This is a genomic window from Ancylobacter polymorphus, from assembly GCF_022836935.1.
In the GTDB taxonomy this organism is placed as follows: Bacteria; Pseudomonadota; Alphaproteobacteria; order Rhizobiales; family Xanthobacteraceae; genus Ancylobacter; species Ancylobacter polymorphus_A.
The window spans coordinates 853,739-877,234 of record NZ_CP083239.1 but is presented as its reverse complement, the minus strand read 5'-3'; the positions used below and the strand labels follow the sequence as shown (position 1 = coordinate 877,234).

The 23,496-nt window shown below is 68.8% G+C and carries 21 protein-coding genes; all 21 read right to left on the bottom strand.

The window, feature by feature from the left end; all coding sequences use genetic code 11:
- Positions 1 to 43: 43 nt before the first annotated feature.
- Positions 44 to 1,648: a gamma-glutamyltransferase family protein gene (locus K9D25_RS04110; RefSeq protein WP_244379518.1), complete on the bottom strand. Its 1,605-nt coding sequence runs from the start codon at positions 1,646 to 1,648 to the stop codon at positions 44 to 46.
- Positions 1,645 to 2,529, bottom strand: a complete 885-nt coding sequence (locus tag K9D25_RS04105; protein WP_244379517.1) for an amidohydrolase family protein — start codon at positions 2,527 to 2,529, stop codon at positions 1,645 to 1,647. Before K9D25_RS04105 ends, K9D25_RS04110 begins: the two co-directional genes overlap by 4 nt.
- A complete protein-coding gene (locus K9D25_RS04100) occupies positions 2,526 to 3,515 on the bottom strand; it encodes an NAD(P)-dependent oxidoreductase (protein ID WP_244379516.1) in 990 nt (329 codons plus the stop codon). The genes K9D25_RS04105 and K9D25_RS04100 overlap by 4 nt, the downstream gene beginning before the upstream one ends.
- A gap of 5 nt (positions 3,516 to 3,520) precedes the next feature.
- A complete protein-coding gene (locus K9D25_RS04095; protein WP_244379515.1) occupies positions 3,521 to 4,678 on the bottom strand; it encodes an aromatic ring-hydroxylating oxygenase subunit alpha in 1,158 nt (385 codons plus the stop codon).
- Between the two features lie 16 nt (positions 4,679 to 4,694).
- The gene (locus tag K9D25_RS04090) at positions 4,695 to 5,615 is read right to left on the bottom strand and encodes an arginase family protein (protein ID WP_244379507.1); all 921 of its coding nucleotides are present in this window, start codon (positions 5,613 to 5,615) and stop codon (positions 4,695 to 4,697) included.
- A 23-nt stretch (positions 5,616 to 5,638) separates the two neighbouring features.
- Positions 5,639 to 6,298, bottom strand: coding sequence for an ABC transporter ATP-binding protein (locus K9D25_RS04085; RefSeq protein WP_347881472.1), 660 nt, complete (start codon positions 6,296 to 6,298; stop codon positions 5,639 to 5,641).
- Positions 6,299 to 6,420: 122 nt separating this feature from the next.
- Positions 6,421 to 7,215 (bottom strand): ABC transporter ATP-binding protein, encoded by a 795-nt coding sequence (locus K9D25_RS04080; protein WP_244379498.1) that lies wholly within the window; start codon positions 7,213 to 7,215, stop codon positions 6,421 to 6,423.
- Entirely contained in the window at positions 7,212 to 9,251 is a 2,040-nt protein-coding gene (locus K9D25_RS04075) for an ABC transporter permease (protein ID WP_244379496.1), read from the bottom strand. Before K9D25_RS04075 ends, K9D25_RS04080 begins: the two co-directional genes overlap by 4 nt.
- A gap of 278 nt (positions 9,252 to 9,529) precedes the next feature.
- Entirely contained in the window at positions 9,530 to 10,651 is a 1,122-nt protein-coding gene (locus tag K9D25_RS04070) for an ABC transporter substrate-binding protein (protein ID WP_244379494.1), read from the bottom strand.
- 91 nt (positions 10,652 to 10,742) lie between these two features.
- A complete protein-coding gene (locus K9D25_RS04065) occupies positions 10,743 to 11,252 on the bottom strand; it encodes a RidA family protein (protein ID WP_244379492.1) in 510 nt (169 codons plus the stop codon).
- Positions 11,253 to 11,406: 154 nt separating this feature from the next.
- On the bottom strand, positions 11,407 to 12,303 hold the full coding sequence (locus K9D25_RS04060; RefSeq protein ID WP_244379490.1) for a LysR family transcriptional regulator: 897 nt from the start codon (positions 12,301 to 12,303) through the stop codon (positions 11,407 to 11,409).
- Between the two features lie 32 nt (positions 12,304 to 12,335).
- Positions 12,336 to 13,520, bottom strand: a complete 1,185-nt coding sequence (locus K9D25_RS25040; protein ID WP_244379488.1) for a lytic transglycosylase domain-containing protein — start codon at positions 13,518 to 13,520, stop codon at positions 12,336 to 12,338.
- Positions 13,521 to 13,669: 149 nt separating this feature from the next.
- A complete protein-coding gene (locus tag K9D25_RS04050) occupies positions 13,670 to 14,308 on the bottom strand; it encodes an aldolase (protein ID WP_244379487.1) in 639 nt (212 codons plus the stop codon).
- 63 nt (positions 14,309 to 14,371) lie between these two features.
- A complete protein-coding gene (locus K9D25_RS04045) occupies positions 14,372 to 15,640 on the bottom strand; it encodes a TRAP transporter large permease (protein WP_244379485.1) in 1,269 nt (422 codons plus the stop codon).
- Entirely contained in the window at positions 15,637 to 16,119 is a 483-nt protein-coding gene (locus K9D25_RS04040; protein WP_244379480.1) for a TRAP transporter small permease, read from the bottom strand. The genes K9D25_RS04045 and K9D25_RS04040 overlap by 4 nt, the downstream gene beginning before the upstream one ends.
- A 92-nt stretch (positions 16,120 to 16,211) precedes the next feature.
- Complete coding sequence (locus K9D25_RS04035; RefSeq protein ID WP_244379478.1) at positions 16,212 to 17,216, bottom strand: TRAP transporter substrate-binding protein; 1,005 nt, start codon at positions 17,214 to 17,216, stop codon at positions 16,212 to 16,214.
- A 62-nt stretch (positions 17,217 to 17,278) separates the two neighbouring features.
- Positions 17,279 to 18,541, bottom strand: coding sequence for a 3-oxo-tetronate kinase (gene otnK, locus K9D25_RS04030; protein ID WP_244379476.1), 1,263 nt, complete (start codon positions 18,539 to 18,541; stop codon positions 17,279 to 17,281).
- Positions 18,542 to 18,584: 43 nt separating this feature from the next.
- Positions 18,585 to 19,319, bottom strand: a complete 735-nt coding sequence (locus tag K9D25_RS04025) for an FCD domain-containing protein (RefSeq protein ID WP_244379474.1) — start codon at positions 19,317 to 19,319, stop codon at positions 18,585 to 18,587.
- Positions 19,316 to 20,218 carry a 3-hydroxyacyl-CoA dehydrogenase gene (locus K9D25_RS04020; RefSeq protein WP_244379473.1) on the bottom strand — a complete coding sequence of 301 codons (903 nt, stop codon included), beginning with the start codon at positions 20,216 to 20,218 and terminating at the stop codon, positions 19,316 to 19,318. The genes K9D25_RS04025 and K9D25_RS04020 overlap by 4 nt, the downstream gene beginning before the upstream one ends.
- A gap of 282 nt (positions 20,219 to 20,500) precedes the next feature.
- Positions 20,501 to 21,625, bottom strand: a complete 1,125-nt coding sequence (locus K9D25_RS04015) for an ABC transporter ATP-binding protein (RefSeq protein WP_244379464.1) — start codon at positions 21,623 to 21,625, stop codon at positions 20,501 to 20,503.
- Positions 21,622 to 23,340 (bottom strand): ABC transporter permease, encoded by a 1,719-nt coding sequence (locus K9D25_RS04010; RefSeq protein WP_244379459.1) that lies wholly within the window; start codon positions 23,338 to 23,340, stop codon positions 21,622 to 21,624. Before K9D25_RS04010 ends, K9D25_RS04015 begins: the two co-directional genes overlap by 4 nt.
- Between the last annotated feature and the right edge of the window lie 156 nt (positions 23,341 to 23,496).

Genomic DNA, 23,496 nt, shown 5'->3' with positions numbered 1-23,496 from the left:
TGATCCGACGGGGGGAGGGGGAGGGCGGACCTGCCGCAAAGGTTCAGAAACCCATGGCGCAGCCATCCTTGCGCGGGTCCGAGCCGGCCAGAAGGAAGCCGCTCGCGGGATCGCGCAGGATGATCTGCGCCCCGCCGAGCGGTTCGACGGCGGTGGTGACGGTGTGGCCGCGCGCTTCCAGCTCGGCGCGCAGGCTTTCGGGCCAGGTCGGCTCGATTTCCAGCACGCCGTCATGGGCGAAGGCGCGCGGCGCGTCCACCGCCATCTGCACGTCGAGATGGCGGTCGAACAGCCCGGAGAGCAGCGCCGCCTGACCGGAGGCCTGGTATTGCCCGCCCATGACGCCGAACACGCCCAACGCCTCGCCGTCCTTGCGCAGCAGGCCGGGGATGATGGTGTGCATCGGCCGCTTGCCGCCGGCGATGGCGTTGGGGTGGCCCTCGATCAGCCGGAAGGACGCGCCGCGCGAATGCAGCAGCACGCCGGTTTCCGGGTCGATGCGGGTGGAGCCATAGCCGTGGAACAGCGAGTTGATGAACGACACCATGTTGCCGTCGCGGTCGACGACGCTGATGTAAACGGTGTCCTTGTGCTCCGGCTCATCCCACAGCGCGGGCGGCAGCGCGCGGCCCATGTCGATGCGGGCGGCGAGGCGGCGGGCGGTGTCGCGGGAGAGCAGCGTCTCCACCGGCACCGTCATCGCGGCGGGGTCGGCCAGCAGGGCGTCGCGGTTGTAGTAAGCGAGCTTGCCGGCCTCGGCGTGGAGATGCACCCGGTCGGCCAGCGACATTCCCTCGCCGAGGTCGAATTCGCGCAGGATGTTGAGCAGCATCAGCGCCGCGAGGCCCTGCCCGTTGGGCGGGCATTCCTCCACGGTATAGCCGCGATACTCGGTGGCGATCGGCGTGGTGTAGAAGGCGCCGTCCTTCATCGCGGCGAAGTCTTCCTCGGTGTGCAGGCCGCCGAGGCTATTGAGATAGCGCACCAGCGATTGCGCCGTCGCGCCCTCATAGAAGGCGGCCGCGCCATGGGCGGCGATGTCGCGCAGGCGCTGGCCGAGCAGCGGCTGGGCGTGGCGATCACCCGCCACCAGCGGCTTGCCGTCCTTGAGGAAGAAGGCGCTGGCATTGGCATCCTGCACCAGCAGCGGCGCGTCGTCGGCCCAGTCGAAGGCGACGCGCTGGGCGATGGGGTAGCCGTTCTCGGCATAGTCGATGGCGCGGGCGAACAGCCGGTCGAGCGGCAGCGTCGCATAGTCGGCGTGAAGGCGTGTCCAGGCGGAAATCGCCCCCGGTACAGTGACCGCATGCGGGCTGGTGCGGGGAATCTCGGTGGTGAGGCCGGCGGCCTTCAGCGCCGCGACGCTGGCGGCCATGGGCGCCCGCCCGCTGCCGTTCAGCGCCACGGTGGGCTTGCCCTTGGGCGCGTAGAGCACGAAGCAGTCGCCGCCAATCCCGGTCATTGCCGGCTCGACCACGCATTGCGCCGCCACCGCCGCCAGGGCCGCGTCCATGGCGTTGCCGCCGGCCTGCAGCACCTCAAGCCCCGCCGCCGTGGCCAGCGGATGCGAGGTGGCGATCGCCGCGTCGCGGGCGAACAAAGTGGGGCGGGACGGGCCGAAAAAAGTGGAGCGGTGAGTGGTGATCACGGGAGGCGTTCCTGCTCGGGCGGTATTGCGGGGAAGCCATACAGCGCCGCCGCATTGTCTGTCATGATCTTGGCGGCAAGGGCGTCGCTGCCGCACCAGTCGCGGAACAGGTCGACCAGCGCCGCGTCGTCCGGCGGGTTGCCGGGCTTGGAAGGGTGCGGCCAGTTGGTGGCGAACAGGCAGCGCTCCGGCGCATGGGCGATCAGCGCGCGGGCGAGCGCGGCGACATCGCTGTAGAAGGGTGGGCCGAGGCGCGAGGTCTCATAGACGCCCGAGGCCTTCACATAGGTGCGCCCGCCGTCCAGCAGGCCTTGCAGCGCCTTGAAACCGGGATGATCGAGGCCGACGGGTTCCAGGAACTTGCCGTTGTGGTCGATGACCAACCGGCCCGGCAGGCGGGCGAGGCGGTCGGCTTGCTCGTGCAAAAGCCGCCCATCCACCTGCATCTGCACATGCCAGCCGAAAGCCGCGGTCTTCGCCGCCAGCGTTTCCAGATCGTCCCAGCCGAGCGCGCCGCCGCCGATCATGAAGAAGCGGATGCCGCATATGCCGAGGCCGGTGAGCCGCTCCAGCTCCGCGTCGCTCACATCGGGCGGCACCACGGCGACGCCGCGGGCGTCTTCCCCGAGGATCGCCATCGCGTCCAAGGTGGCGCGGTTGTCGAAGCCATAGACCGAGGGTTGCACGACGACAGCGCGCGAGAGGCCGAGCGTGGCGCGCACCTTGAGATAGGCGGCGATATCGCCCCCCGCGACCGGCGGAAACGGCGAGGCGGGAGCGGGCGGATAGGTCTCCGCCGGGCCATAGATGTGCATGTGGCAGTCGCACGCGCCCGGCGGCGGCGTGAAGGCCGGCGCCCGCGTGGGCAGAAGCGCGCTCATCGCGACCGCCAGTTGGACAGGCGGTGCGGGTTCTTGGCGTGGATCGGCAGCCGGCCCTCCAGCATCGCCTTCACCTGCTCCACCGTCTCCATCGCCTGGAATTCGGAAGGCTCGATCATCAGCGCCGCCGAATGCGGCGTGGCGACGACATTGGGCAGGCGGGCGAGGCGCAGCGAGGGCTGCTGGTCGCGCCCGTCGCCGACATCGAGCCCGGCGCCGGCGATGGTGCCCGAGGTGAGCGCCGCCTCCAGCGCGTCCTCATCCACCAGAATGCCGCGCGAGATGTTGATGAAGAAGGCGTCGCGCCGCATCTTGGCGAAGGCGTCCGCGTTCATCATCCGCTCCGTCTCCGGCGTCGCATAGGCGGCGCAGACGACGAAATCCGGCTGGGAGAGCACCTCATCGAGCCCGACCGGGATGACCGCGCCATTGTCGAAGCGCGCATAGGGGTCGTAGACCGTCACCTTCATCTTGAAGGCCAGCGCCAGTTCGACGATGCGCCGGCCGATCGAGCCATAGCCGATGACGCCGACATGCGCGCCGGCCATCTGCCGTCCGAATACCATGGGATGCGAGGCGTCGCCCGCATGGTAGCGCTCGGCATCCCGCGTGATGTTGCGGGCGAGATCGAGCATGAGGGCCAGCGTGTGCTCGGCCACCGCGTCGGCATAGCCGGAGGAGCAGTTGCAGACGAGGATGCCGGCCTCGGACGCCGCGTCCACGTCGATATTGCGCATGTCGACGGCGCAGCGGGTGAACAGCTTCACATCCTTCAGCCGCTGCATCACCTCGCGCGGGCCGGCTGCGAGGCGGTCTGAAATGACCACCTCGCAGCCCTCCGCCGCCTTCACGAGGGTGTCTCCCGACAGGGGCTCATGACTGTCGTTCATCACCAGCTCGATCGGCAGTGCCTTCAGGGCGTCGACGGCCCTGTAGCCGTAGAAATGTTTGAGCAGGTCGCGGTTATGGGTGAGAAGCACACGCATAGGTTTCACTCGGTACCCTCGGCCATGCCGGCGACGATGTCGGCCGGCAGCTGCGCCATCACCCAGCGGTTCATCGCCAACACCATGTCGTCGCGCCAGGAGAGCGGGCCGGGGCGGGCGAGGCAGGAGGACAGGCCGATCTGCTGCTTCTGCAGGATGTCGACATCCTCCATCGCCACCGCTTCCCAGCGCTTGTAATAGGGCGCCGCGCGCTCCTCGAAATCGGGCAGCTCAGTATAGGCCCTGGGGAAGCAGCCGCCGACGGAAAGCACGGAGCGGTCAACGGAAATCGGCCGCACCGCCAGCCACCAGGCGCAGTCCTGGGCGTAGACGAACTGCACGGTCGGCTCGATCACGGTGAAGAAGGTGCCCTTGCGCGCCTGCTCGGACAGGCCCTCGATGGGGGGGAAGGGCGGCTCCTGCCCGAGCACGGCGATGGAGCGGTTCGCCTGCACCTGGATGACGTGCCAGTTGCCCTGGGTGGGGAAACTCACCGAACGCTGGGCGCCGACGGTGGCGGCGTGGACGATGCCGGTGTGGTAGGTCTCCATGGCGTTTTCGAGCAGGAGCTTCCAGTTGCACCGCGTCTCGATCTCCATGTGCCAGGTCTTGACCATGTCGCCGAGCCGATGGCTGCCGACCAGCTCCGGCATGTTGCCGAGATGGGTCATCAGGCCGGGGGCGCTGTCGTCGTAATTGAGGAACACCGAGCCTTCCCACACCTCCATGCGGATCGGGATGAGGCCATGCGGCGGTTTCTCGAATTTCGGCACTTCGCGCATGCCCGGCGCGCCGGCCAGCGTGCCGTCCAGCCGGTAGTTCCAGGCGTGGTAGGGACAGGTGAGGTTCTTCGCGTTGCCGCAGCCTTCCATAATGATGGAGGCGCGGTGGCGGCAGACATTGGCGAAGGCGCGCAGCACCTCGTCCTCGCCGCGTACCAGCAGCACCGGCCCGCCGACGCTGTCGAGGGCCTTGAAATCACCGGGCTTTGCCACCTCTTCCACCCGGCCGGCGAAGAACCAGCTCTTCATGTGGATGTGGTCCACCTCGGCCTTGAACACGGCGGGGTCGGTGTAGAAGCGGGTCGGCGCGCTCTTGGCGTCGCCGAGCGGCGGCTCGGACCAGACATAGGGTTCGGGAACCAGCGTCGTTTCCAGGCTCATGACCGGGGCCTTTCGTTCAGCGATGCCCGGCATTCAGGCGGTGTTCCGCCTGGCCGAGCTGGACGAGATGAAGGGCGATGACGGCGACATGGCCGGCCAGCATGGCCGACATGCCCTGCACGTCATGCGGCGGGCTCAGCGTGTTGATGTCGACGCCGACAAGGTCCAACCCCTTGAGTCCGTGCAGAAGATCGAACACTTCCGCCACGGGCGGGCCGCCCCAGGTGGGGGTGGCGACGCCCGGCGCGGCGGAGGGGTCGAAATAATCCATGTCGAAGGACAGGTGCACGGGGCGGGTGCCGACCACTTCGCGGACCTCGGCGGCAATGGCCTCCGGGCCGCGCCGGCGCACCTCGTCACCCGGGATCAGCCGGTAGCCGAGGCCGCGCGTGTGGTCATAGGCGCCGCCGACCAGCATGGTGCCGCGCGCGCCGATGTGGAAGGAGCGCTTGGTGTCGATCAGCCCTTCCTGCGCCGCCAGGGTGAAAGTGGTGCCGGTGTTCAGCTCCTCGCCGGGATAGGCGTCGGTATGGGCGTCGATATGGATCAGCACCAGCTCGGGGTAACGCTTTGCCAGAGCTCGCAAAACCGGAAGCGTGACGGTGCCGTCGCCGCCGACGCAGAGCGGCACCGCGTCCGCCGTCACCACCTGCTGCACCACGGATTCCATCGCCGCCATGGACGGGCCGATATCGGAGGCGACGACATCGACATCGCCGAGATCCACGACCCGCCCGCCGTCGCGCGGATCGGTATCCGCCAGCGGGGGATAGAACGGGCGCACCTCGCTCGACATGGCGCGGAACGCGGCCGGCCCCTGGCGCGAGCCGATGCGGGTGGCGTGGGTGCCGCAGTCGAAGGGCAGGCCGATGACGGCGATCTGCCCGGCACGGACGGATGTTGCCGGGGGCACACCGAGGAAGGTTCCGAGCCGCATGCGCGGAGCTCCTGAAGTATCGGTCATGCATCGGCTCCAAGATAGAAAGACTTCACGCGCTCCGGGTCGATATTGGCGCCGCTGTCCTCATGGACGATGCGGCCGAGGCGCATGATGTAGACGTGATCGGAGAGGCGCATGGCCTCCACGGCGTTCTGTTCGACGAGCAGGATGGTGGTGCCCTGCTTGCGGATCTCCAGCACGGTGTCGAGAATGAGGTCGATCATCTGCGGGGCGAGGCCCATGGTGGGCTCGTCCATGATCAGCAGGGAGGGGCGCGACATGAGGCCCCGCGCGATGGCGAGCATCTGCTGCTCGCCGCCGGACATGGTGCCGGCCTGCTGCGCCATGCGCTCGCCGAGGCGCGGGAACAGCGCCACCATGCGCTCAAGATCGCTTGCGATATCAACGGTATCGCCGCGCGCATAGGCGCCGAGCATAAGGTTTTCGCGCACGGTCATGCCGGCGAAGACGCGGCGGCGTTCCGGCACATGGGCGATGCCGCGCGCCACCCGCAGCTCCGGCGCCAGCGCGGTAATGTCTTCTCCGGCAAAGCGAATTCGCCCGGAGGCGAGGGGGAGCAGGCCGGAGAGCGCCATCAGCGTCGTGGTCTTGCCGGCGCCGTTGGAGCCGACCAGCGAGACGATGCGGCCGGGCTCGACATGGAGATTGACGCCATCCACGGCGCGGATGCGGCCATAGGAGACGGCCAGGTTTTCAACCTGGAGTAGCGGCGGCGTGGCCGTATCGGCGTGACCGGTCGGTGCGGTGTGGTGGACGATGTGTCCAGTCTGGCTCATCGCGCTCACCTCGCCCGGCCGAGATAGGCGGCCTGCACCGCCGGGTCGGCCAGCACCTGTTCCGGGGCGCCGTCCGCCAGCTTGCGGCCGTATTCCAGTACGGTGAGGTGGTCGCACAGCCGGCGCACCACCTGCATGTCGTGCTCGATCAGCAGCACGGCGATGCCCTGCGCCCGCACCTGCCGCACGAGATCGGCGATCTCGGCCTTCTCCACCGCGTTCATGCCGGCGAGCGGCTCGTCGAGCAGCAGCAGCTTGGGCGCGGAGATGAGCGCGCGGGCGATCTCGACCCGGCGCTGATGGCCATAGGAGAGGGTGGTGGCGACGCGGTCGGCCACCTCCGGCCCCAGCCCGACAAAGGCGAGCAGCTCATAGGCGCGGGCGATCATCGCCGCTTCCGCCGCGCGCGCGGCGCGCCGGCCGAAGACGAGCGACAGCGCATTGGCGGAAAAACGCTGATGCGCGCCGACCAGCACGCTCTCCAGCACCGTCATGGCGCCGAACAGCCGGATGTTCTGGAAGGTGCGGGCAAGGCCGCGCCGGGCGAAGCCGTTGACGCCCAGCCCGCTGATCTCCGCGCCGTCGAACACGAGTTGGCCCTCGGTCGGCCGGACGAAGCCGGTGAGCACGTTCAGCACCGTGGTCTTGCCGGCGCCATTGGGGCCGATCAGCCCGTGAATGGCGTTGGGCGCGACCGCCATGTCGAGGTCGCCGACGGCCTGCAGCCCGCCGAAGCGCACGGTGATGGCGCGGGCTTCCAGCAGCGGCGTGGGGGTGGGCGCTCCGGTCAGAGGTTTCATGCCACCTCCTCCGCGCGCCGGGCGCCGGGCCGCGTTCCGGGCATGGTCAGGGCGACGCGGGCGCTGGCGGCGAGGCCCTGCGGGCGGAACACCATCAGCACGATCAGCACGATGCCGAGCAAAGCGAAGCGGGTTTCCGGGTAGGCCTGCACGAAGGGCAGGTCGAGCGCCAGCTGCAGGAACACGATCCAGATCAGCGCGCCGACGAACGGCCCGATGAAGGTGCCGAGCCCGCCGAGCACCACCAGCATCAAGAGCAGGATGTTCTCGAACAGGGAGAAGTTCAGCGGGCTGATATATTGCTGGGTGTGGGCGTAGAACACGCCGACAAAGCCGCCGACGAAGCCGCTCGCGGCATAGGCATAGAGCTTGTAGCGCGCGGTGGGCACGCCCATCGCCTCCGCCGCCTCCTCATCCTCGCGGATCGCCACCCAGGCGCGCCCGACATAGGAACGCACCAGACGGGCGATGGCGAAGACGACGACGACCGCCAGCGCCAGGGCGAAGAAGAACTGCGCCCGCGGCGAGCCGAGCGCGATGCCGAACAGGTTCGGCGCGGGAATGCCGCGAATGCCCATCGGCCCGTTGGTGAGGTCCATCCAGTTGATGGCGACGATGCGCACGATCTCGCCGAAGCCGAGCGTCATGATGGCGAGATAATCGCCGCGCAGCCGCAGCGTCGGTGTGCCGAGCATCACCGCGAAGCCGGCCGCGAGCAGGCCCGCCAGCGGCAGGTTGAGATAGAGCAGCCACCAGATCGTCGCCGGCTCGACGCCGAACTGGTCTTTGAGCACCAGCACGAACAGGATCGAGGTGAGATAGGCGCCCACCGCCCAGAAGGCGACGAAGCCGAGATCCAGCAGGCCGGCAAAGCCGACAATGACGTTGAGCCCGCTCGCCAGCATGCCGTAGATCACCACGAGGGTGAGGATGCGCAGCCAGTAATCGGACGGCACCAGCGCGCCGACGAGGAGCGCCAGCGCCAGCAGGCCGAGCGCGGCAGGCGTGCCGGCGGAAGCGGCGCGGGCGAGCCATCCGTCGAGCCGGGCGAAGGCGGCGCGCAGCCAGACGGCACCGAATTCCGAGGCGCCGCCGAGCAGGCTGCCGCGCCCGGCGGAATTCAGCTCCGGCTTGCCGAGCAGGCCCTGCGGGCGCAGATAAAGCAGCCCGACCAGCAGCACGAAGCTGATCGCGTCCTTCCAGGCGGTGCCGTTGGGCAGATAGCCCGCCCCCAGCGCCTCGACGAGGCCGAGAATGAGCCCGCCCAACGCCGCGCCGGGAATGGAGCCGATGCCGCCGAGCACGGCGGCGGTGAGCGCCTTCAGTCCGGGCAGGAAGCCCATGCTGGAATGGGCGAAGCCATAGGTCTGCGCATAGAGCAGCCCGGCCAGAGCGGCAAAGCCCGAGCCGATGGCGAAGGCGGCGGCCACCACCCGGTTGACCGGAATGCCGACCAGCGTCGCCGCCATCTGGTCTTCCGCGCTCGCCCGCATCGCCCGGCCGAGCGAGGAGCGGGCGATGAAGGCGGAAAGCCCGAGCATGGCGGCCAGCGCGGTGGCCATCACCACCAGGTCCATCACCGAGAGATAGATCGAATCGAACAGCACCACCGGCGGCAGTGTGGCGAGGTGGAATTCGGGAAAGCGCAGTTCCTCGGCGCCCCAGACGGTCTGGGCGAGGCTCTGCAGCACCACGGAGACGGCGATGGAGGTGATGAGCGGGGCAAGGCGCGGGGCGTTGCGCAGCGGGCGATAGGCGATGCGGTCCACCAGCACGCCGAGCGCGGCGGTGAGCAGGATCGCGCCGGCCGCCGCGACGGGCAGCGAGAAGCCCGGCATCGGCACGATGGCGCCGAGCAGGCGCACCTCGGGCAGCATCAGCGACGCGGTGAGGAAGGCGCCGAGCATGAACAGTTCGCCAAAGGCGAAGTTCACCAGGCGCACGACGCCGTACACCAGGGTGAAGGCGACGGCGGCGAGGGCGTAGATCGCCCCGAGCACCAATCCGTTCGCCAGCAACTGTCCGAGATAATCCATTGCCTGCCTGCGTTGCCTTTAGGGACGCGCCGGCCCGGGCGAGCCGGGACGGGTGGGGTGTGCGCGGAGCGCCGGCCGGTGAGGGGGGAGCGGTCCCGCTTCCCCTTCTCCCTCTCCCCGACGGGGAGAGGTGGCCCGCGTCAGCGGGTCGGTGAGGGGGCCGGTCGCGGCGGGGATTACCCCTCACCCCAACCCTCTCCCCCATGGGGAGAGGGCGCGCGGTGCGCCTGCTCCTATCTTCCCTCTCCCCGTCGGGGAGAGGGCGCGCGGCGCGCGGCCTACGGCTGCTTGGGGGCGAGGCCGAACTTGCCGTCCTTCACTTCAAGGAAGTACAGCGCGCCGGCGCGGTCGCCCGAGGGGTCGAAGGTGGTGGGGCCGGTAACGCCGGGCACGTCCTTCAGCTTGCCGAAGGCGGCGTTCAGGCTCTCGCGGGTGACCGGGCCATCCTTGGCGGCGAGATCGACCGCCGCGCCGAGCGCCATGCCGGCGTCATAGCCCAGCGCCGCCCAGGCGCTCGGGTCTTCCTTGTAGGCGGCCTTGTAGGCGGAGAGGAAGCTCTCGGTCGCCGGGGTGGCGACCGCCGGATCGAACATGCCGTAGACGATCATGCCTTCCACGGCGTTGCGGCCGAGCTTCATCAGCTCGACATTGAGCGCGCCATCGGTGGAGAGAAGCTGCGCCTTGATGCCGAGCGCACGGGCCTGCTCGGCGATCTTCGCCGCCTCGGTGTAGAAGCCGCCGATGAAGATGGCGTCCGGCTTGGCGGCGCGCACCTTGGTCAAGAGGGTGCGGAAATCCTTGGCGCCGAGCAGATAGGATTCGGTGCCGAGGATCTTGGCGCCGTCCTTCTCGGCGGCGGCGGAGAACGCCTTGGCGACGCCGATGCCGTAATCATCCTGCTGGTTCAGCACATAGATCGACTTGAGGCCGAGCGTCTTGGCCGCGTAGTCGCCCATCATCGTGCCCTGCACCGCGTCGGTGAGCACGTTGCGGCGGAAATAGGGGCTGACATTGGTCAGCGCCGGGCTGGTGACGGCGGAGGCCAGCACCGGGAGCTTGCACTCATTGAACACCGGCACGGCGGCAAGGGCGATGGAGGAGAAGGAATAGCCCATCACCACATCGACCTTCTTGTCGGAGCAGAAGCGCTGGGCGATGAGCACGCCCTCGCGCGCCTCGCCGCGATCATCCACCGCGTCGATCGTGTAGGTGTTGCCGCCCTTCTTGTTCAGCGCCGCCACCGCGAGGTCGAGGCCCTTGCGCATGTTAAGGCCGAAGGCGGCGAAGTCGCCGGAAAGCGCGGCGGTGAAGCCGATGGTGATCTCCTCGGCCCGGGCGAGGCCGGGGGAGGCGAGAAGGCCGATGCCGAGCACGGCAGCGGCAAGGCGATGGGTCGTCATGCGAAGTCTCCTCTGGAAGAGATGAGCCGTGCGGCCTGCTGCGGAAGGTTCCGGCCTTGTGGCCGTGTGGTTGATTGGGTCGGCGTCGGGTTCAGTGCAGTTCCACCGTCACCCAGGTTTCGAAACAGTAATCATCGGCCAGCGACATCACCCCGATGGAGGCGCGCCCGCCGACCCCGATCTCCGGGCCGAACACCTGCTCGAACAGGTCGGTGAGCCCGCTCGCCACCAAATGCGGCTGGGTGAAAGAGGGGTCGCAGGCGATGAAATTGAGCGAGCGCACCAGCCCTTTCACCCGGTCGAGATCGCCGACCGCGTCCTTGATGCAGGACAGGCAGTTGAGCCCAGTGAGGCGGGCGGCCTCATAGCCCTGTTCCACGGTCACGTCGCGCCCCAGCCGGCCGGGGAACAGCGCCTTGCCCTCGGCATCGACGCCGGCCGTCTGGCCGGAGAGAAAGAGCAGCTTGTCGCTGAGATAATGCGGCTTCATCTTGCCGTAGCGCGTGCCGTAATAGCCCGCCCCGCCGCCGGCGCCGGGAAGCACGAGGCCGAGTTCCTCCACCCGCTTCGTCGCCGAGAGGCTCATTGCCGCTGTGCTCATATGCGTCTTCCCCGCGCAGGCTGTTCCTGCCCTGATTTCCCGTCGATTTCGCGTCGGCGTCAAACAGGAATTAGCGGGAAGTCCATAAGGCAAAGTTATACACTCCGCTGCGCCTGCTACCGTTGCCCGAAGTTTGAGCGCGGGGCGGGGGCTTTCAGCGCGGGGCGGCGAGGTCCGGCGCGACAGTACGGCGGAACCGCTCCATGAAGGCGACCGAGATGCGCGAGGGCGGCCTTGTGCTGGGGCGGAACATGCCGAAGCGGTAGGGCACGAGCGGGCGGAACGGGATCGCCACCAGCCCCATCGCGGCGAAGAAGCGGGCGGTGGCGGGATCGACCAGCGTCACCGCGCCGAGCTGCTGCACCAGCACGCAGGCGGTGCCGAAAAATTCCACCTCCGCCACCACGTTCCAGTGCGCCTGCGCCTCGAAGAAGGCCTCCGCCGCGGCGATATGGGTGATGTGCTCGGGAAACAGCGTGACGAAGGGCACGGCGTCGAGCTGTTCCGGCCCGATGCAGCGCTCGCCCGCCAGCTTATGGTCGGCGCGCATCACGCACATGCACGCCACCTCGAACAGTTCGAGCGAGGCGACATGGATGTCGATCGGCAGTTCCGCGAACCCCACGTCGAAGGCGCCGATGGTGCCGAGATCGCGCACCGCATAGGAGGAGCGGGTGATGAAGCGGGCGGTGGCGCCCGCATTCTCCTTCAGCACATCGGCGATGATCGGCGGCAGCAGATAGGTGGCGAGGCCGGGCGGGCTGGCGATGAGCAGCGTCGCCGAGGACAGGCTTTTCAGGTTGCGCGAGATGGCCAGCGTGCGGTCCATCGCGTCGAGCGTGCGCACGATGGCGGCGAAGAAGGTCTCCGCCTCCGGGGTCGGCTCCAGCCGCCCATGGGCGCGGTGGAACAGCCGCACCCCGATCTCGTCCTCCAGCCGGGCGATGAGATTGCTGATCGCCGGCTGCGACTTGCCCAGCAGCACGGCGGCGGCGCTCATCGAGCCGTTCTCATAGACGGCGCGGAAGGCTTCGAGATGGCGGGTGTCCATGGCGTCGCTTCAGCTCCGGGCCGCCGCGGCGTTCAGGGCGCGGCAGCGGCGTCGGAAGCGGCGGCGTCGCCGGTCTGGGCGGGCGTGGCGCTGGCGGTGCGGATCAGCGAATCCAGCATCTTCTTGCGCTTGGCCTCGTAATAATAGCCGCGCGCATAGAGCATCACCGCCCGCTTCTCGTCGCGCCCGGCCACCCGGTAGGCATTGGCGAGATAGGCGACGGCGTAGGTGAGGTTGGTGTCGGCGTCGAGCAGGTCCTTCGGCGCGCCACGGAAGCCGAGGGCACGGGCGGTGTCGACGCGAATCTGCATCAGCCCCCAATAGGGGCCGTTGCGGCGGCTCGGCTCGAACTTGCTCTCGCGCCAGGCGACGCGGCGCACCAGCCACACCGGCACGTCGAAGCGCTGGGCGTGGCGCTCCAGCAGCGCCTCGATGGCCTCGGGCGCGCGGTCGGCGGTGGCGCGGGTCGCCACCGGCTCGGGCGCGTCGTCAATGGGGCGCGCGGCGTCCTCCCCCTCCGGCAGCGGCTCCACCTCCGCCTCGGCCACCGCTTCGGCCGGCACCTTGGCGGACGCGGCCGTCTTGGCCTCGGCGGCCGGGAAGGCGGGAGCGTCGGCCGATGGCGGCGCGGCGAAGGCGAGCGCGTCGCTCGGTCGGCTCGGCGGCAGCGGCACCAGCGAGGCAAGCACGATGGCGCGCTTTTCCGCCAGGCGCTTGGGCGGCACGGGAATGACGGGGGGCGCGGCAGCGGGCGCGACGGGTTCAGCCGGGGCGGTGGCCGACGCGGGTTCGCTGGGCGCGGCGGCCGACGCCGGAGGCGCGGCGGCCGACGCCAGAGGCGCGGCGGGTTCGCTGGGCGCGGTCGTGGCCGGCGCGGTTTCGCTCGGCGTCACGGAGACAAGGGCCACCGCCTCCGTGTGCACCACCAGCCGCTCGCCGGTGAGCGCGCCGCGCGCGGGGTCGGTGATCCACGCACTGTAGGAAGGGGCGACGAGATCGGCCGGGCAGCGCGGCACCGGCGCCAGAACCGGCGGCGGCACGACGCGGGCGAGCGTGGCCGCCACCACGCGCACGGTGCGCAAGGGGGCGTTCTTCTTGGTCGCGCCCGGATTGGTCGCGGCTGAGGCCGGGACCGCCGCCACGAGCATGCCGCCCGCCAGCAGCGCGAGGCTGGCGACGGTGAGCGGCGTCGAGGCCGGGGCGGGTCGTGTTTTCACTCGTTTCACGCCCAATGGCCTAGCATATTTATTAACGGGCTGAAAATCCCGCCCTGCCGTGGCGGCCGAGCCGCGCCTTTGCGGACGCGGCGGGCGGGAGCTTTGCCGGCTCAGTTCGTGCCACGAGCGCCCATGTCAGGCGTCCTGCCTCAGCGTCCCATGGCGCGCAGTTCGGCGATCTCGGCTTCGCTGAGGTAGCGGATCTTCTCGCCGCGCAGGAGGAAGGCGAGCCGCGCGGTCTCTTCCAGCTCCTCGGCATTGTTGACCGCGTCTTCCAGATCCTTGCCCAGCACCACCACACCATGGGAGGCGAGCAGGAAGGCGTTGACCGGGTGCGCCTTCGCCGCCACCGCGAGGTCGCGGGCGATTTCCGGCGCGCCGGGGGGGTAATAGGGAATGACCGGCATATAGCCGGCGCGCATCACATAATAGGGCGTGAAGGGGCGCAGGGCGTTGTCGGTCGGCAGGTCTTCGAGGCAGGACAGGGCGGTCAGATAGGTGGAGTGCAGATGCACGATCGCCCCCACCTCCGGCCGCGTCTCGAACAGAGCGAGATGGAAGGCGAATTCCTTTGACGGCTTCGGTCCCGGCACCGGCCGGCCCTCGCCATCGATCCGCGCCAGCGCGTCCGGCGAGAGCCGCCCCAGGCTGCCGCCGGTGGGGGTGACGAGGAAGCCGCCTTGCTCCAGCCGCACCGACACATTGCCGGCGCCGCCGACGCTGTAGCCCCGGTCGAACAGGCTCTTGCACAGGGTGCACAGAAGCTCGGCCCGCTCATTCAAGCTCATCGTTCCGTCTCCATGTAGCGGGATCGGAGAGACCGGCACCGCAGGGGCGCCGGCCGCCGCAACTTACTTGGTCAGCGCCCAGCTGGTGAAGCCGGGCACATAGGTGACGAGCGCCAGTACCGCCAGCATGATGCCGATGAAGGGCAGCATGGCGCGCGAGAGCTTCATGACCGGCACGCCGGAAATGCTGCTGGCGAGGTAGAGCGCCGTGCCCACCGGGGGCGTCAGCAGGCCGATGGTGAGGTTGATCACCATGATCAGGCCGAACTGCACCGGGTCCACCCCCATATGCGCCGCCACCGGGCCGAGGATCGGCGTCATCAACAGGATCGCCGGGCCGCTGTCGAGGAACATGCCGACCACGAGCAGCATGAGGTTGATCAGCAGCAGCAGCAGGATCTTGTTCTCGGTGAGCCCGAGAATGGCGCCGGCAATGGTCTGCGGCAGGCGGGCATTGGTGAGCAGCCAGCCGAACAGCGAGGTGGCGGCGATGATGGCGGCGATCACCGCCGTGGCGATGGCCGCTTCCATGCAGATCTTCGGAATGTCGGCGAGGGTGAATTCCTTGTAGACGAACAGCCCGACCAGGAAGGCATAGACCGCCACCACCGCGCCGCCCTCGGTGGGCGTGAACACGCCCATGCGGATGCCGCCGATGATGATGACCGGCATCATCAGCGCCCAGCTTGCCTCCTTGAAGCGCTGCCACTTCTCCGCGCCGCTCACCCGGCCTTCCGTGGGATAGCCGTGCCGCACCGCATAGACATAGGAATAGAGCGCGAAGCCGAGCCCGATAAGGATGCCGGGCGCGATGGCGGCGAGGAACAGGTCGCCGATTGAGGCCTGGTTGGACACGCCATAGATGATGATGGCGATGCTCGGCGGCAGGATCAGCGCCAGGCTGCCGGAGGAGGCGACGAGCGCGGCGGAGAAGCCGGCGTCGTAATTGCGCTTCTTCATCTCCGGGATCATCACCGAGCCCAGCGCGGCGACATCCGCCACGCCGGAGCCGGAGACGCCGCCCATGATGACGCCGCTTGTCGTGACGACATGGGCGAGGCTGCCCCGGATATTGCCGACCAGCGCCAGCGCCAGATTGATGATGCGCCGTGTGATGCCGCCATGGCCCATGAGCGAGCCGGCCAGCATGAACAGCGGGATCGCCATCAGCGGGAAGGAATCCACCGAGGTGAACAGCCGCTGGCCGAACAGCGCCATCGGGTAGCCCTGGTAGAGGATGGCCCCCAGCGAGGTGAGGGCGATGCCGAAGGCGACCGGCACGCCGAGAATGAGGAACAGCGCGAAGCCGCCGAAGAGGAGGAAGGCGATCATGGCGTGACCTCACGCGCGGTGGCGCGCTGCCAGGCGGCGCGCAGGGCGAAATAGAACAGGGCGGCGCCGCTGAACGGGATCACCGAGTAGACGTAGTACATGGGCAGGCCGAGGGCGGCGCTGCGCTGGTTCAGCCCGAACTTGATGAGCGAGCCGCCGCCCACCATCAGCGCTACGCCGACCAGCGCGACGAGGAAGGCGTTGAACACGTTGAGCGCGCGCGAGGGCTTGGCCGGCAGCAGCGTCAGCAGGAAGTCGAGCGCGATATGCGCCTTCGACTGGAACGCCGCGGCCATGCCGAGGAAGGTGATCCAGACGAAGATGTAGCGGCCGAGTTCCTCGGACCAGCTGAGCGAATTTGCCAGGGCGTAGCGCGAGACCACCTGGGCGAAGGTGACGCCCATCATGGCGAACATCAGCGCGGCGATGGCCCAGAGAAGGAAGTGGTGTATCAGCCGATCCAGCTTGTCCAAGCTCATGTCTCCCTCAGGCGGCGCGCCTGTCGCCACGCCCCGGAACAGCGTCGATCGCCGTTCCGGGGCGGGCGGGCGCGGGCCGCGCAGGCGGTGTGCTACCGCCCGAGTTCCTGCTTGATGCGGTTGTAGAGGTCCGGGTTGACCTTCGCGCCGAAGGCGTCGTGCGCGGACTGCGCGGCGGCGGCGATGGGCGCGGTGTCGGGATGGGTGACCTTGAGGCCGGCGGCCTCCATCTTCTTCAGCATCTCGTCGGTCTTGGTGCGGACCAGCTCGTTCTCATAAGCCGTGGCCGCATCGGCCGCCTCGGCGACGATCTTCTGCTGCTCGGGGGTGAGCTGGTTCCAGCGCATGTCGCTGATGACCAGCGTCACATATTCATATTTGTGGTTGGTGAAGGCGAGGTTCGACTGCACCTCGTTGATGCGCCCGCCATAGATGAAGGGGATCGGGTTTTCCTGCGCCTCGATGACGCGCTGTTCGAGGCCGGTATAGACCTCGCTCCACGCCATGGGGGTCGGGTTGGCGCCGATGGCGCGCCAGGTGGTGACCATGGCGGGAATTTCCGGCACGCGGATCTTCAGGCCCTTGAGGTCGTCAAGCCCGTTGATCGGCTTGTTCGCCGTCACCTGCCGCGAGCCGCGCTCCCACCAGTCGAGGATGCGGACATTGGCGCTGGAGAGCACATTGCCGGCGATCTCCTCGCCGATCTTGCCCTTCACCACCTTGTTGAACTCGTCCTGCGACTTGAACAGATAGGGCAGTTCCAGCAGCTGGATCGACGGCGCGAAATTGCCGAGCACGCCGGCGATGAGGCCGAAATCGACCGTGCCCATCTGCATGCCCTCGACGAGGTCGCGGTCGCCGCCGAGCGTCGAGTTCGGGTAGATGGTGAGGGTGATGGTGCCGTTGGAGCGCTTTTCCAGCTCTTCCTTGAACTTCTGCGCGCCGAGATGCCACAGATCCTGCTCGGACTGGATGTGGCCGAGCTTGAGGTTCAGCACGTCCTGGGCGAGGGCGGGCGCCGGCGCGGCCGCAAGGGCGAGGGCGGAAGCGGCGGAGAAGACCGCCAGCTTCAGCATCTTCACGGTGGTGTTCAACAAGTCACGTCCTCCTTTTGATCTTATGATTGTGCCGCCCGCGCCCTTCTGCGCCGGCGGCGGCGTCAATGGCCGCGCAGAACGGCGTCGGCCTCGGCGAAGAAATCCACGCCGCCGAAATTTCCTGATTTGAGCGCCAGCGCCAGCGGCTGGCCGCCGGCGGGAACCGTGCGCAAGGCGGGCGCGCCGGGGGCGATTTCCGGCCCGATCTCCAGCGAGGTCAGGTCCAGCCCTTCGACCACGGCGCCCGAGGTCTCGCCCCCGGCCACGACGAGACGCCCCACGCCGCCCGCGACCAGGGCTCGGGCGATGGCGGCGAAGAGCGTCTCGATGGCCGCCGCGACAGTTTCGCGGCCATGGGTGTTCTGGGCGCGCCGCACCTCGTCCGGATCGGCCGAGGAGAAGACGAGCGGGCGTGCGTCCTGCGCCAGCGCCCAGGCGGCGATCTCCTGGGCGTCGAGCCGCCCGGCCACGGCGTCGTCGGCATTGATCTCGAACAGCGGCAGGCCGGCCTCGCGGTGGCGGGCGACCTGGCCGCGCGTGGCGGTGGAGCAGGAGCCGGAGAGCACGACGCACGGGCCTTCCACCCCCTGCCAGCTGCCGGCCGCACCGGAGAGCAGGCCCTTGCGGCGGAAATTCGCCGGCAGGCCCATGGCGATGCCGGACCCGCCGGTGACGAGCGGGGCGCCGTCCAGCGCGGCGCCGATCTCCATCAGATCGGCATCGGACAGCGCATCGACCACGATCAGCCGCGCGCCTTCCGCATCTGCGCGGGTGAGCGCTTGCGCGATGGCGTCCGCCCCCTGGCGCACGGCGGCGAAGCCGACATGGCCGACCTTCATCTCGGTCTGCCGCGCCAGAAAGCGGCGGATATCGGCATCCGTCATCGGGTTGAGCGGGTGATGCTCCATGCCGCTCTCATTGAGCAGCCGGTCCTGCACGAAGAGATGGCCCTGATAGAGGGTACGGCCGGCGCCGGGAAACACCGGGCAGACCACGACTTTGCGGGCCTCCAGCGCCTCAGCCAGCGCCGCCGCCACCGGGCCGATATTGCCTTCGGGCGTGCTGTCGAAGGTCGAGCAATATTTGAACAGGAACTGCGTGCAGCCCTGCGCCTTCAGCCAGTCCAGCGCCGCCAGCGACTGGGCGATGGCGTCCTTGGCCGGGATGCTGCGGGACTTCAGCGCCACCACGCCGGCCTCGACGCCGGCGTCGGCCGGGCCCGTCGGCACGCCGGAATATTGCGTCACCCGCATGCCCTGCTTGGACAGGGTGTTGGCGAGATCGCTGGAGCCGGTGAAGTCGTCGCCAATGCAGCCGAGAAGCATGGTCGGAGCCTTTGCAAAAAGACGGAGCGGACGGGTGTGCCGCTCAGGCGGGGTCGGGTGTCTGGGCGCGCATGTCCCAATAGGTCTTGATCACCGTTTCGAGGTGTTCGCGCATCGCCGCTTCCGCCCGGTCGGCATCGCGGTCGCGTATGGCCTCGAAAATGTGCCGGTGCGCCGCCATCGCCTTGCCAAGGCCGTCGGGATGGCTCAGCGAGAAGCGGCGCTGTTCTTCCAGCAGTTCGAGAACGACATGGTAGAGCGCGTCGAGCAGCGGGTCGTCGGCGATGCGGGCGATGCGGTGGTGGAAGGCATCGTCGCTGGCGGAAAACGCCGGAATGTCGCCGGCACTGGCTTCATTGACGCGCAGCAGCGCGTCGAGCTCGGCGATGTCCTGCTCGGTCGCCAGCCGCACCGCCTCGCGCGCCAGCGCCACCTCGACGAAGATGCGGGTGTGCTGGAACTGGCGGATGCCCTCGGGCCGGGCAACGAGCATGCGCGCCGCGCCGGTGAGAAGCTGCAGCATGTCGCGCGGGTCGGGCTCGGTGACGCGGGTGCGGTCTCCGTTGGAGACGGACAGCATCCCGGTCTTGCTGAGCCACAGCAGCGCCTCGCGCACGGCGGGGCGGCCGACGCCGTAATGCGCCATCAGCTCCCGCTCGGAGGGCAGCGTGTCGCCGACGCTCAATTCGCCCGACAGCACCCGCGCCTCGATGTCCTTGGCGATCTTGTCGGACAGCCGGTCGCGGCGCAGATGGGCCGGGGTGCCAAAACCGCTCATGCGCCGAGCTTGCCCGCGATCTCGCGCTTGGCGGCGACGATGCCGGCGAGGAAGCTGTCGCGCCATTTGCGGCGGGCCGGCAGGCCTTCCGCCGGCACCTGCGCGCGCATCTTCGCCTCGATGGCGGCGACGAGTTCCGGCGTCCATTCGCGCGGGTCGGCCTGCTCCTTGGCGAGGCCGTAATACATCGGCCCGAGATTGGCGCAGTATTCCGACACGCCCTTGGCGGCGTTGAGATCGATGGTGGCGAAGGGGCCCATGAAGCACCAGCGCAGGCCGAGCCCGTCCGCCACCGCCGCATCGACCTCGGCCGGGGTGCAGATGCCGTCCTCGACCAGCCGGAAGGCCTCGCCCAGCAGCGCGCTCTGCAGGCGGTTGACGACGAAGCCGTTGATCTCGCGGGTGAGGGTGATCGGGCTCTGGCCGACCTCGGCCATCAGGTTGCGGGTGAAATCGAGCGTTTCCGTCGCGGTCCAGGGGGCGGGGATCAGCTCCACCAGCGGGATGAGGTGCGGCGGGTTGATCGGGTGCGCCACCAGGCAGCGCGCCGCATTGGCGAGGCCTTCGGTGAAGACGGAGGCCGGGAAGCCGGAGGTGGAGCTGCCGATGATGGTGGTGGGCGCCACCAGCACGTCCATCTCGCGATAGAGCTCCTGCTTGATCGGCAGCCGCTCCGGCGCGCTTTCCTGCACATAGTCGGCGCCGGCGAGCGCGTCGGCGAGGCTGTCGGCGATGCGGCAGCGGGCGGTGAGGGCGGGGTCGGCCGCGCGCACGAAGTCCAGCGCCGCCGCGGCGGCGGCCGGGGTGCGGTCGTAAATGGCGAGTTCATGCCCGGCGCGGGCGAACACCAGGGACCAGGACGAGCCCACCACGCCGCAGCCGACGATCGCAATCTTCATGTTCACTGCCCTCTCAACACACGCGGCGGCGGCCCGGCCTATGTCGCTTCCTCCCGGCCCAGGGCTCCGGGTGCGAACATTCGTTCCGCCGTCTGATCACTTGGTCTGGTATGACAGGTTGATAGACTGATCGTCAACCTGTTGTCGGACTCAAATTTTCGGGTCCGCGATTCCGCCGTTTGGTGGGGGAAAGGGAGCGGCGAGGCCGCCCCAAAAGAAACCGCCGCCCGGCGGGTGCGGGGCGGCGGGGAAGCGGTCGGCGATAAGGGTGAGGCGCAGGGCTCAGGCCGTGCCGGGCCCGAGCCAGAGGGCGGAAGCCACGGGTATGTCGACCCACACCCGATCACCGATTTCGTAGGGCGCGCGCAGGCCGGGCTGGAACACCTCGTCGACGGTGATCTCCTGCCCGCCGACCTCGATGCCGAAGCGGATCACGCTGCCGAGGAATTCGCGCCGGGTTATCGCGCCCTCGAAGGCGCAGGCGCCGGCCGGCTTTTCCCTCGCCAGACGGGCGACCTGCGGACGGAACACCAGCCGCGCATCCGCCGGCACCTCGGCGTCGGGAGCGATCGGCAGGCGCAGGCCGCCGAGGGTCTCGAAATGGCGGTCCGCGCCGGTGCCCACCACCTTGCCTTCCAGCACATTCGCCGTGCCGAGAAAGGTGGCGACGAACAGATTGGCCGGGCGCTCATACAGCTCCACCGGCGTGCCGACCTGCTGCACCACGCCCTCATTCATCACGGCGATGCGGTCGCAGACCGTGTTGGCCTCTTCCTGGTCATGGGTGACGAAGATGGTGGTGAGGCCGAGCCGCTGCTGCAGGTCGCGCAATTCGCGGCGCACCTGCACCCGCATCTTGGCGTCGAGATTGGACAGCGGCTCGTCGAGCAGCAGCACCTTGGGCTCGATGACCACGGTGCGCGCCAGCGCGACGCGCTGCTGCTGGCCGCCGGAGAGCTGGGAGGGCCGGCGCTCGGCGAGATGGCCGAGCCCGACGATCTCAAGCGCCGCCGCCACCCGGCGCTGGATCTCGGCGCGCTTCACGCCGCGCTCCTCCAGCCCGAAGGCGACGTTCTTCGCCACCGTCATGTGCGGCCACAGCGCGTAGCTCTGGAACACCAGCCCGACATCGCGCTTCCACGGCGGCAGGGTGCTGATGTCGCGCCCGCCCACCACCACGCGCCCGGTATCGGCGGTGTTGAAGCCGGCGATGAGGCGCAGAAGCGTGGTCTTGCCGCAGCCCGAAGGGCCGAGAAAGGCGAAGAACTCGCCCGGCTTGATGTCGAGAGTGACGTTCTTCAGCACATGGTTGCTGCCATAGGAGAGGTTCACCCCCTCAATGTGCAGGTCGAGCGCCGCCGTGTTGAGGACGGCCGCGGCGCTGGCGTCGATGGCGTGAGCGTTCATCGGGCGGCCCCCGTGGTCTTCTGGTTGCGATCAATGATGTAGTGGGAGATCAGCGTGCAGGCGGCGACCAGCAGCACGGCGATGACGCCGAGCGCCGCGCCGGGCCCGCGGCCGGCGGCGGACTGCATGAACACATACAGGCCATAGGCCAGCGGGGCGTCGGCGTTGGACTGCACCAGCATCAGCGTGGCGGAGAGTTCCACCGCCGCCGTGGCGAAGCTGGTGACGAAGCCGGCGAGAATGCCGCCGGTCATCAGCGGCACCACGACGCGCCGCACGGTGCGCGACTTGGTGGCGCCGAGATTTTCCGCCGCCTCTTCCAGCGAGACGGAAATCTGCTGCAGAGCGGCGTAGCAGGCGCGCAGCGCATAGGGCAGGCGGCGGATCGCCAGCGCGATGACCAGCACGATCCACATGGTCGCCAGCGGCGTGCCGTCGGGCAGGCGGATATCGTAGAAGGTGCGGAGATAACCGATGCCGAGCACCACGCCCGGCACGGCGAGCGCGGCGGTGGCCGCCCAGTCCAGCCAGTGGCGGCCGATCAGCTTGGTGCGCAGCACCAGATAGGCGATGGCGGTGCCGACCACCACGTCGATGCCGCCGGCGATGGAGGCGTAGATCAGCGTGTTCTTGATATAGACCGAGCTTTCCCCGAACACCCGGGAGTAATGGGCGAGGGTGAAGCCGTCCGGCAGCGGGCTGAACGACCAGATGGTGGCGAAGGACAAGAGCAGCAGGCCGAGATGCGGCGCCAGAACCAGCGCCAGGATGAGGCCGACGACGCCATAGGCGACCACCTGCTCCCACGGGCGCATGCGGCGCTTGGCGAGCCCGCCGCCGCCGCGCTGGGTGGTGGCGTAGTCGCGGCCGCGCAGCGCCAGTGCCGACACCCACATGGCGAAGACCGACACCACGATCAGCACCACCGCGATGACATAGCCCATCGGGTCGGTGATGCCGATGGAGGTGACGCGCAGATAGGCCTGCGGCGCCAGCATGTCCTTCACATTCAGCAGCAGCGGCGTGGCGAGGTCGTCGAACACCTTGACGAAGACCAGCGAGGCGCCGGCGACATAGCCCGGCATGGCGAGCGGCAGCACGATGCGCCGGAACATCCGCATGCCGGAGGAGCCAAGATTCTGCGCCGCCTCTTCCATCGAGCGGTCGATGTTGCGCAGCGCCGCCGAGAGGTTGATCAGGATGAAGGGGAAATAGTGGATGGCCTGGACGAAGATGACGCCGTTCAGCCCTTCCATGAAGGGGATGCGGAAGCCAAAATACTCGTTCAGCAGCAGGTTGACCGAGCCATTGCGGCCGAATAGCAGCTGCATCGCCACCGCGCCGACAAAGGGCGGCATGATCAGCGGCACGAAGCCGAGCGTCTGGATGATCAGCGCGCCGCGAAATTCGAAGCGGGTGGTGATGTAGGCCAGCGGCAGGGCGAACAGCGAGGCCAGCCCCACTGTCATCGCCGAGACGTAGAACGAGTTCCAGAACGACCGCATGAACAGGTCGGTGCGGAAGAAGTCGACGAAATTGATCAGGGTGAAGCCGCCGCTGCCCTTCTCGGTGAAGGCGACATAGATGACGGACCCGACCGGCACCAGAAGGAAGGCCAGCAGGAAGGCCGTCAGCCCCAGCGCCAGGGCGATCTGGCCGGGGGTTCCGGGCAGCCGCCAGCGGCGCGCCGGGGCCTGGGTGAAGGCGAGCGACATGCAACACGCTCCAGCTATGGCGTGGGAGGAGGACGCGGCATCGCCGCGTCCTATGGGCGTGGGAGGAGCGGACGCGGCGTCGCCGCGTCCTATGGGCGTGGGAGGAGGGGCCGCGGCGTCGCCGCCGCGTCCTATGCGGGGAAGCTCAGTCGGGCG

Excerpts from the sequence above, each read along its gene's own strand:
- K9D25_RS04105 (WP_244379517.1), bottom strand. The coding sequence starts at position 2,529 with ATGAGCGCGCTTCTGCCCACGCGGGCGCCGGCCTTCACGCCGCCGCCG.
- K9D25_RS04100 (WP_244379516.1), bottom strand. The coding sequence starts at position 3,515 with ATGCGTGTGCTTCTCACCCATAACCGCGACCTGCTCAAACATTTCTAC.
- K9D25_RS04095 (WP_244379515.1), bottom strand. The coding sequence starts at position 4,678 with ATGAGCCTGGAAACGACGCTGGTTCCCGAACCCTATGTCTGGTCCGAG.
- K9D25_RS04090 (WP_244379507.1), bottom strand. The coding sequence starts at position 5,615 with ATGCGGCTCGGAACCTTCCTCGGTGTGCCCCCGGCAACATCCGTCCGT.
- K9D25_RS04080 (WP_244379498.1), bottom strand. The coding sequence starts at position 7,215 with ATGAAACCTCTGACCGGAGCGCCCACCCCCACGCCGCTGCTGGAAGCC.
- K9D25_RS04075 (WP_244379496.1), bottom strand. The coding sequence starts at position 9,251 with ATGGATTATCTCGGACAGTTGCTGGCGAACGGATTGGTGCTCGGGGCG.
- K9D25_RS04070 (WP_244379494.1), bottom strand. The coding sequence starts at position 10,651 with ATGACGACCCATCGCCTTGCCGCTGCCGTGCTCGGCATCGGCCTTCTC.
- K9D25_RS04065 (WP_244379492.1), bottom strand. The coding sequence starts at position 11,252 with ATGAGCACAGCGGCAATGAGCCTCTCGGCGACGAAGCGGGTGGAGGAA.
- K9D25_RS04060 (WP_244379490.1), bottom strand. The coding sequence starts at position 12,303 with ATGGACACCCGCCATCTCGAAGCCTTCCGCGCCGTCTATGAGAACGGC.
- K9D25_RS04050 (WP_244379487.1), bottom strand. The coding sequence starts at position 14,308 with ATGAGCTTGAATGAGCGGGCCGAGCTTCTGTGCACCCTGTGCAAGAGC.
- K9D25_RS04045 (WP_244379485.1), bottom strand. The coding sequence starts at position 15,640 with ATGATCGCCTTCCTCCTCTTCGGCGGCTTCGCGCTGTTCCTCATTCTC.
- K9D25_RS04040 (WP_244379480.1), bottom strand. The coding sequence starts at position 16,119 with ATGAGCTTGGACAAGCTGGATCGGCTGATACACCACTTCCTTCTCTGG.
- otnK (WP_244379476.1), bottom strand. The coding sequence starts at position 18,541 with ATGCTTCTCGGCTGCATTGGCGACGACTTCACCGGCTCCAGCGATCTC.
- K9D25_RS04025 (WP_244379474.1), bottom strand. The coding sequence starts at position 19,319 with ATGAGCGGTTTTGGCACCCCGGCCCATCTGCGCCGCGACCGGCTGTCC.
- K9D25_RS04020 (WP_244379473.1), bottom strand. The coding sequence starts at position 20,218 with ATGAAGATTGCGATCGTCGGCTGCGGCGTGGTGGGCTCGTCCTGGTCC.
- K9D25_RS04015 (WP_244379464.1), bottom strand. The coding sequence starts at position 21,625 with ATGAACGCTCACGCCATCGACGCCAGCGCCGCGGCCGTCCTCAACACG.
- K9D25_RS04010 (WP_244379459.1), bottom strand. The coding sequence starts at position 23,340 with ATGTCGCTCGCCTTCACCCAGGCCCCGGCGCGCCGCTGGCGGCTGCCC.